The 6,504-nt window shown below is 69.0% G+C and carries 9 protein-coding genes and 1 pseudogene; 5 read left to right on the forward strand and 5 right to left on the reverse strand.

Annotated features, from left to right (window positions below):
* The first annotated feature begins 234 nt into the window (after nucleotides 1-234).
* On the forward strand, nucleotides 235-588 hold the full coding sequence (locus ACFWBW_RS36295) for a PRC-barrel domain-containing protein (RefSeq protein ID WP_385344641.1): 354 nt from the start codon (nucleotides 235-237) through the stop codon (nucleotides 586-588).
* Here the strand turns inward: ACFWBW_RS36295 and ACFWBW_RS36300 are convergent.
* From ACFWBW_RS36300 to ACFWBW_RS36310, 3 genes are all read right to left on the reverse strand, one after another.
* Nucleotides 564-794 (reverse strand): STAS domain-containing protein, encoded by a 231-nt coding sequence (locus ACFWBW_RS36300; protein WP_385382278.1) that lies wholly within the window; start codon nucleotides 792-794, stop codon nucleotides 564-566. The two genes, ACFWBW_RS36295 and ACFWBW_RS36300, sit on opposite strands and share 25 nt — an antisense overlap.
* Nucleotides 795-905: 111 nt before the next feature.
* On the reverse strand, nucleotides 906-1,193 hold the full coding sequence (locus ACFWBW_RS36305; RefSeq protein WP_385382254.1) for a hypothetical protein: 288 nt from the start codon (nucleotides 1,191-1,193) through the stop codon (nucleotides 906-908).
* A gap of 105 nt (nucleotides 1,194-1,298) precedes the next feature.
* The gene (locus ACFWBW_RS36310; RefSeq protein ID WP_385382257.1) at nucleotides 1,299-1,664 is read right to left on the reverse strand and encodes an STAS domain-containing protein; all 366 of its coding nucleotides are present in this window, start codon (nucleotides 1,662-1,664) and stop codon (nucleotides 1,299-1,301) included.
* A 442-nt stretch (nucleotides 1,665-2,106) separates the two neighbouring features.
* On the opposite strand from ACFWBW_RS36310, the gene ACFWBW_RS36315 reads away from it, so the two are divergent.
* Nucleotides 2,107-2,499 (forward strand): ATP-binding protein, encoded by a 393-nt coding sequence (locus tag ACFWBW_RS36315; RefSeq protein WP_385382260.1) that lies wholly within the window; start codon nucleotides 2,107-2,109, stop codon nucleotides 2,497-2,499.
* 248 nt (nucleotides 2,500-2,747) lie between these two features.
* Complete coding sequence (locus ACFWBW_RS36320; protein ID WP_385382263.1) at nucleotides 2,748-3,794, forward strand: YihY/virulence factor BrkB family protein; 1,047 nt, start codon at nucleotides 2,748-2,750, stop codon at nucleotides 3,792-3,794.
* 109 nt (nucleotides 3,795-3,903) lie between these two features.
* On the opposite strand, the gene ACFWBW_RS36325 is transcribed toward ACFWBW_RS36320, so the two are convergent.
* Together ACFWBW_RS36325 and ACFWBW_RS36330 are read right to left on the reverse strand one after the other, a co-directional pair.
* The gene (locus ACFWBW_RS36325; RefSeq protein WP_385382281.1) at nucleotides 3,904-5,196 is read right to left on the reverse strand and encodes a cation:proton antiporter; all 1,293 of its coding nucleotides are present in this window, start codon (nucleotides 5,194-5,196) and stop codon (nucleotides 3,904-3,906) included.
* Between the two features lie 182 nt (nucleotides 5,197-5,378).
* Nucleotides 5,379-5,621, reverse strand: coding sequence for a hypothetical protein (locus tag ACFWBW_RS36330; protein WP_385382284.1), 243 nt, complete (start codon nucleotides 5,619-5,621; stop codon nucleotides 5,379-5,381).
* 220 nt (nucleotides 5,622-5,841) lie between these two features.
* Between ACFWBW_RS36330 and ACFWBW_RS36335 the strand changes: the two genes are divergently transcribed.
* Together ACFWBW_RS36335 and ACFWBW_RS36340 are read left to right on the forward strand one after the other, a co-directional pair.
* Nucleotides 5,842-6,015, forward strand: coding sequence for a CsbD family protein (locus ACFWBW_RS36335; protein WP_385382266.1), 174 nt, complete (start codon nucleotides 5,842-5,844; stop codon nucleotides 6,013-6,015).
* A 92-nt stretch (nucleotides 6,016-6,107) separates the two neighbouring features.
* Nucleotides 6,108-6,504, forward strand: a pseudogene (locus tag ACFWBW_RS36340) (hypothetical protein); the annotation flags it as partial.

Raw genomic sequence — 6,504 nt, forward strand, 5'->3', positions numbered from 1 at the left:
CCATGTGCGGGGCCCTGGATTTGCCCTACCTGGTGGCATCGGAAATCGGGTGTGATGCGGCCGGCCTCGACGATCGACGGCCGTTTCGGTCTGGATGTGGACGGAGAAGTGTACGGAGTGAAATGCGGGGCAAGCGATGGTTAGGTCGGAACGAGAGTTCTGCCGTTAATGCAGTAGGTGCGGTAGGGATATCCATTTCCTTCCGTCTCCACGACCGGAGGAGTTGCTTTTTGCATGACTGAGAATTTCTGGGGTTACCGCGAGACTGCCGGCCGTCTGGGTGGGTCGGATCTGACGGGGTACAAGGTCGAGGCGAGCGACGGTTCTATCGGCAAGGTCGACAAGCACTCGGATGAAGTCGGCTCCTCGTACATCGTGGTCGACACAGGTCCGTGGATCTTCGGCAAGGAAGTCCTGCTGCCCGCGGGCACGATCAGCCGGATCGACGCGAACGACGAGAAGATCTATGTCGACCGGACGAAGGAGCAGATCAAGAACGCTCCGGAGTTCGACAAGGACAAGCATCTCGGTGATGCCGACTACCACCGCCAGGTCGGCGGCTACTACGACGGACCGCACCGTCTGTAGCACGCGCGCGGACACCGAGCACTCCAGGGCGGGGACGGCAGCAACAAGCTGCCGCCCCCGCCCTGTTGCACGTGCTGGGTGGGGGCGTGCAGGCTGATGCGTCGGCCGTGTTCTTCGGCGGTGGGGCGGGCCTGAAGGATGGCGTTGAGGCTGGAGGACTCGCAGAAGGTGAGCTGGGTCAGGTCCAGGACCACTTCGGCGGACAGTCGGGCTGGGCGATCAGCGTGCGCAGGGCTTCGTAGAGCTGCGGCGCACGGACGGAGACAGCTCGGCCAGCACGTGACGTGACGCCGCTGCCATCCACCCGTCGAGGGGGGTCACCGTGCCGTGAAAGGAGGGAAGCCCCGGCCGCTCTGTGCTGCCCGGGCGCGGTGTGCGAGCCGGCGGGCAGCGTGCACACTGCGTCGCGCCAGGCAGAGCTCGCCCGCCGAGACGTGGCAGGTCGGGCACGGCTCGGCGAACGCGCCGTGCCGGAAACGGCGGTGCGTCTCGTAGGCGGCATCCAGCATCGCGTCGAGCGCCGAATGCGGGAGACCAACGGCTATGAGGGCGGCTGCGTGCACCGATCGGCGAGGGGTGACTTCCAGGACCGGGGTGGTGCTCATGAAGGGATCTCCTCGTCGTGTAAGGGGGAGTACGCAAGCCGTGCCTACCCACGGACGCGCGGGCCACCGGGTGGCGCGAGCCCCCGGCAGTGCCAAAGGTGCGGCTTACGCCGCTGTGGCTACCGGGGGCGAGGCAGCCGAGAGCGCGGCGGTGGCCAGGGTGCGGGTGGGTTGGACGGCCAGCCCCTCGGCCCCCACCTGTGCCTCCAGCGCCCGGCGTGCTTCGGCGGTCGCCGCGAGGACGGCCAGCGGCGCTCCTGCGGAGCGGCACATGCGGTGGGTTCGTACGACCGTGCTCACCGCGGCGGTACTCAGCGGCGCGTCCGAGAGTTCCAGCATGACGGGTGCGGACCGGTGGGCGGCGAGGTATCCGTCGATAGCCGAGGCGGCTGCGGCCCGGCCGGCGATATCCAGATCGGCCCGAAGCCGGATGATCAGCACACCGCTCTCGGTCACGTTGAAGGGCAGCACGGACACTCCTTGTCCTCATGATCATCTCGGCTCGATATCGTGCGGATGCCCGCGTCCGGGACTGGTATGCGTGAACTTCACGGTCGGGATCATCAGCGGCGGTGGAGAACGGCGGGTGCCCAACCCGTTCCTGCGGTGCCGGCTCGACAAAGCCTCACCGGGAGTCGACGAAGAGACTTGTCGCTGGACCCGGCTTCGGAGGTGCGGTCCTCCCGGATCGGGCTGCGACAGGGTCGTTGAGAACGGCCGTAGCGGTCACCGACGATCTAGGGGTATCCCTGGGCGGGGGGTACAGGAACGGGGCAGGCACCTTGCGCTGTCCACGATCGGCGCGCGATCGGCGGTGGAGGGAGGAGCCGCCGGTGAGTCGAACAGGTCGGCCGGGGGAGCGAGGCAGGCGTCCTGGCGGGGTTCAGTGGGCGAGAAGGGGAAGGAGCGAGTCATGAAGGGAGAGACGATGCCGGATAGGCCACGTCGCACGGCCGGTCTGAGATGTGAGGACGCCCGGTCGATCGCCCGCGATGCCTTGGCGGCGAGCGGAGTGGGGAAGCACCTGGTGAACGACGTGCTGCTGGTCGTTTCCGAGCTGGTCTCCAACGCGGACCGCCACGCCGGCGGCGTCAGCGACTTCCGCGTCGTGCCTCTCGCGGGCTGTGTGGCGGTCGAAGTGTCGGACAGATCCTCGTCGTTTCCCCGCACGCCGGGAACACCCCTTGATGTACCGGGAGGATTCGGCTGGCTGCTGGTCAACCGGATCGCCGACCACACGGAGATCCGGCCGTCTGCCCACGGCAAGACGATCACAGCGTTCATCCCGCTCTCCGCTACCCCCTGAACCACGTCCGGCCGTCATGCCCGACACCCGCTCGGTCCCACGGTGCGCCACTTCGTCGTTGTCAGCGATGGTGAAGATCTGCTGCGCTGCGACGAGCTCGAAGAGCCGTTCGGGCTGGGGAGAGAGGCGCCCGGCTAGCACGAGGGGACGCCGGCCCGCCGGGCGCGACGCCAGGCCGCACGCGGCCCACGAGATTTTCGGCGCGTCCTCGCGGACATGAGCGAGGCGGCGCTGGAAAGGCGCTGAGTATGACACGCGCATCGAAGCCAGGCCCATGTGAGGACGACAAGGGCGGGGAATCCGGCCCCGAGAGCACGGCAGGACCGGATCGGCAGGTGAAGGAGCGGGAGCCCGACCGGCCCACCGAGCTGCCCAAGCGGTCATGGAAGGCGGTGCTGCGCGGCACCGTGGAGGAGTTCAAGGACGACGAGCTCGCCGACCGGGCCGCAGCGCTCACCTATTACGGGGTCCTGGCGCTCTTCCCTGCACTGCTGGTGCTGGTGTCACTGCTGGGCATCGCCGGGGAGTCGGTGACGAAACAGGTCCTGGTCAACCTGCAGGAACTCGCTCCCAGCTCGGCGCGGGACGTGGTCAGCGACGCCGTGCAGCAGCTCCAGGGCCACTCCGGGGTCGGCTCGCTCCTGGCGATCGTCGGCCTGACTGTCGCTGTGTGGTCGGCGTCCGGCTACATCGCCGCGTTCATCCGTACCTCGAATGCCGTCTACGACATGCCCGAAGGGCGCCCTGTGTGGAAGGTCCTCCCGCTGCGCTTGGCCCTCACCGTCACGCTGACGGTCCTGGCCTGCGCCAGTGCGCTCATCGTCGTATTCTCCGGCTCCCTGGCCCGGCAGGCGGGCACCGCGCTGGGGGTTGGGGACGCTGCTCTGACCGTGTGGTCGATCGCGAAGTGGCCGGTGCTGGTCCTCCTCGTCACGATCATGATCGCGATTCTCTACTGGGCCGCGCCGAACGCGAAGGGCCGCGGATTCAAGTGGGTGACGCCAGGCAGCCTCCTGGCGCTGGTCATCTGGATGGCCGCCTCGGCCGGTTTCGCGTTCTACGTCGCGAACTTCGCCTCCTACAACAAGACCTATGGCACCCTCGCCGGCGTGATCGTGTTCCTGGTCTGGCTGTGGATCACGAACCTTGCGATCCTCCTCGGCCTGGAGTTCGATGCCGAAATGGTTCGCCAGCGCGCGATCGCCGGCGGGCTGCCCGAGGACGAGGAACCTTACGTCGAACCCCGCGACACCCGTGCCTGGAGCGACGGCGACCGCCGGCGGATGAAGCACTGACCCGTCAGCACTCGTCAGCACTCGCCGCGAGACCGGCCCGGCCCGCACGGCCGGTTCCTGTGCCCCTCGACCACCGCTCGAAGGCGATGCAGCCAGAATCCGGGACCAATCACGCGGGATGAGCCTGTTCGTTTATGCCTTCTTCTTCTGGTCCGTCCGGGGCGGAGCGGTCGAGCCGAGTGGTGACGGGTGTGGCCGCGACGCCGTGCAGGAGTACCGACAGCAGCACGGTGAAGGTCACCACCGCCCACAACTCGCGGACGGGGGCGGCGAATTCTGCTGCGCCCAAGGCGTACGCGAGGTAGAAGAACGAACCGATGCCCCGGATGCCGAAGAACGCGATGGCCGCTCGCTCTTTGCCCGCGGCCTTGCCACCGATCTGGACGGCCCAGCCGACGGCCGGGCGGATCAGCAGGAAGAGCACGAGCCCGAGAGCTGCTCCGCGCCAGGTCAGTGCGGCCAGGCCGCCGTCGGCGATGTAGCCGCCGACGAGGAAGAGGATGACGGCGGTGAGGAGCCTTTCGATCTGATCGGTGAAGGCGTGCATGACGCGGTGGTACCGGTGGGAGCGTTCGGCGTTGCGGATCGTGCAGGCGGCGACGAAGACGGCGAGGAACCCGTAGCCGTGGAGGATCTCGGTCAGCCCGTACGCCGTGAAGGTCGCGGCCAGCGCAACGAAGCCCTCGCGGTGTTCGGAGAGCCGCAGTGCCTTCCAGGAGGCCTGGAAGAACATCCAGCCGAGGAGCCGTCCGACACCGAGCCCGACCGCCAATCCCACCACGCTGCGCACCAGGATGTCGCTCCACACCCAGTGCCAGAGTCCATCGGTGGACCAGCCCGTTGCCGAAGCCGTGGTCAGGGCGATGGCCGCCAGGACGAACGGGAAGGCCAGACCGTCGTTGAGCCCGGCCTCGCTGGTCAGCGCGAAGCGGACCTCGTCCTCGTCGTCTTCATCGTCGGTCGGCTCTCCCACGCGTACTTCCGCGGCCAGGACCGGGTCCGTGGGAGCGAGGGCGGCCGCCACCAGCAGGGCCACGGCCGGTGGCCACCCCAGCAGCCACCCCGCTGCGGCCGCGGTGAGCAGGATCGTCAGGGGCATGGCCAAGCCCAGCAGTCGCCACGTCGTCGACCAGGCGCGATAGCCCGGTGGCCGGTTGATGGCCAGACCCGCGCCCATCAGCGCGACCACGACACAGACCTCCGTGAGGTGCTCCACGACGCCGCGGTGCCGGACGGGGTCGAGTGTCGGGAGCGCTTCTAGCGGCAGCAGGAACACCAGGAACCCCGCTGCCAGGAACACCATGGGCAAGGACAGGGGCCGCTTCGCGAGGGCGGTGGGAAGCACCGCCGCGCACAGAGCCCCCAGCCCCGCGCAGGCGTACACCACGTCTACCCCGGTCAAACCCAGCAAGCCGATCACCATTCTCCTGCGGAACCCTCGTGGGGACTCGCCTACCCGATCTTGCAACGGGCAGCCCGAGTACGCCCCTGCGGCTTCGATGCACGGTGACTGCGGGTCGGCCCCTGCTTCAGGGGAGCAGGGGCCGAGGCCTCCTTGGGCCGTAGGGACCGGCTGGGCCTGATTCAGACCGAGGTGGGGAACCTGTCCCAGGCGCGGTGTTCCCTCAGCCCCTGGGTGATGGCTTTGAGGGCGGCGGTGGGGCTGGAGGTGAACGCGATACCGGGGGCGCCCTCCCGGATGCCGGCCGCTAGCAGGGTGGGGGACGAGTCGTTCCAGCCTCCGATGGCTTTGCCGTGGCGGTAGGCCTCCGTGAGCAGCACGAGGACTCGGGGGTCGGGGCCATCCGGGTCGGGGGCTCCGGCCAGGTGCTACCGACTTGGGACAGCGCCGGGCTGGGGGCCGGTTCGGCGAGGGGGTGGGTGGGGCCGGCGCGGGAAGTCCGAGCCCGGGGGCCACAGCTCCGATCCCCGAGTGCTTCGTTCGGCCCAGGTCTCGCAGGGCCTTCCGTCTGTGTGTTTGCCGGCCGCGATCCGGGTCAGACGAGGAAGGGCAAGGAGTTCCCCGTCCCTCAGGGAGTGATCAGCTGTGTCGAAGGACGAGAAGAGCCGGGCCAAGACCGAGCAGGCCAAGGGCAAGCTCAAGGAAACGGCCGGCCGCCTGGTGGGCAACAAGCGACTGACGGCCGAGGGCCGTGCCGAGCAGGCGAAGGGCGACGCCCGCCAGGCCAAGGAAAAGATCAAGGACGTCTTCAAGCACTGACCCGTACACACCCGGCGTCCACCGCCGCGGTCCCGGACCCCCACGGGTCCGGGACCGCGGCGCGTCCAAACCGATCGAGGGAGGGCTCCCGCATGACGTTGCCGGGGGAAGAAGCAAGGGCGGCCGGGCGCGGTTCCGCGTCGTTCGGGCGCGATGTGGTGCTGGCCGTGGGACTCGCGGGTATATGCGTCGGTGGCCTGGCCGTCTTCCTCAAGACCGGCGCGGGCGGTTGGGTCGCGCCCGTGGTCACCGCGGTGGTCCTCGCGGTCGGGGTGGCGCTGGTCAAGTGGAACGTTTCGCCCGTCCGCCGGCGCTCCACCGCCCCTCCGGCTCCCGGCCCGGCCGCGCACGGGGATCCGTACCCGGTCGAAGTGACGGCGGTCATGGACGTGCCCGCCGCCGGAAGGGTGCCGGACGTGGGTGCCGGTGCGCTGGACCTCGCCGCGGTCGACGCCGACGGCTTCGAGCAGGCGATAGCCGCGCTGTGTG

This window comes from Streptomyces sp. NPDC059957 (genome assembly GCF_042730015.1).
GTDB lineage: Bacteria > Actinomycetota > Actinomycetes > Streptomycetales > Streptomycetaceae > Streptomyces.

Coding starts and splice junctions, on each gene's coding strand:
- ACFWBW_RS36315 (WP_385382260.1), top strand. CDS start 2,107: ATGAAGGGAGAGACGATGCCGGATAGGCCACGTCGCACGGCCGGTCTG.
- ACFWBW_RS36320 (WP_385382263.1), top strand. CDS start 2,748: ATGACACGCGCATCGAAGCCAGGCCCATGTGAGGACGACAAGGGCGGG.
- ACFWBW_RS36305 (WP_385382254.1), bottom strand. CDS start 1,193: ATGAGCACCACCCCGGTCCTGGAAGTCACCCCTCGCCGATCGGTGCAC.
- ACFWBW_RS36295 (WP_385344641.1), top strand. CDS start 235: ATGACTGAGAATTTCTGGGGTTACCGCGAGACTGCCGGCCGTCTGGGT.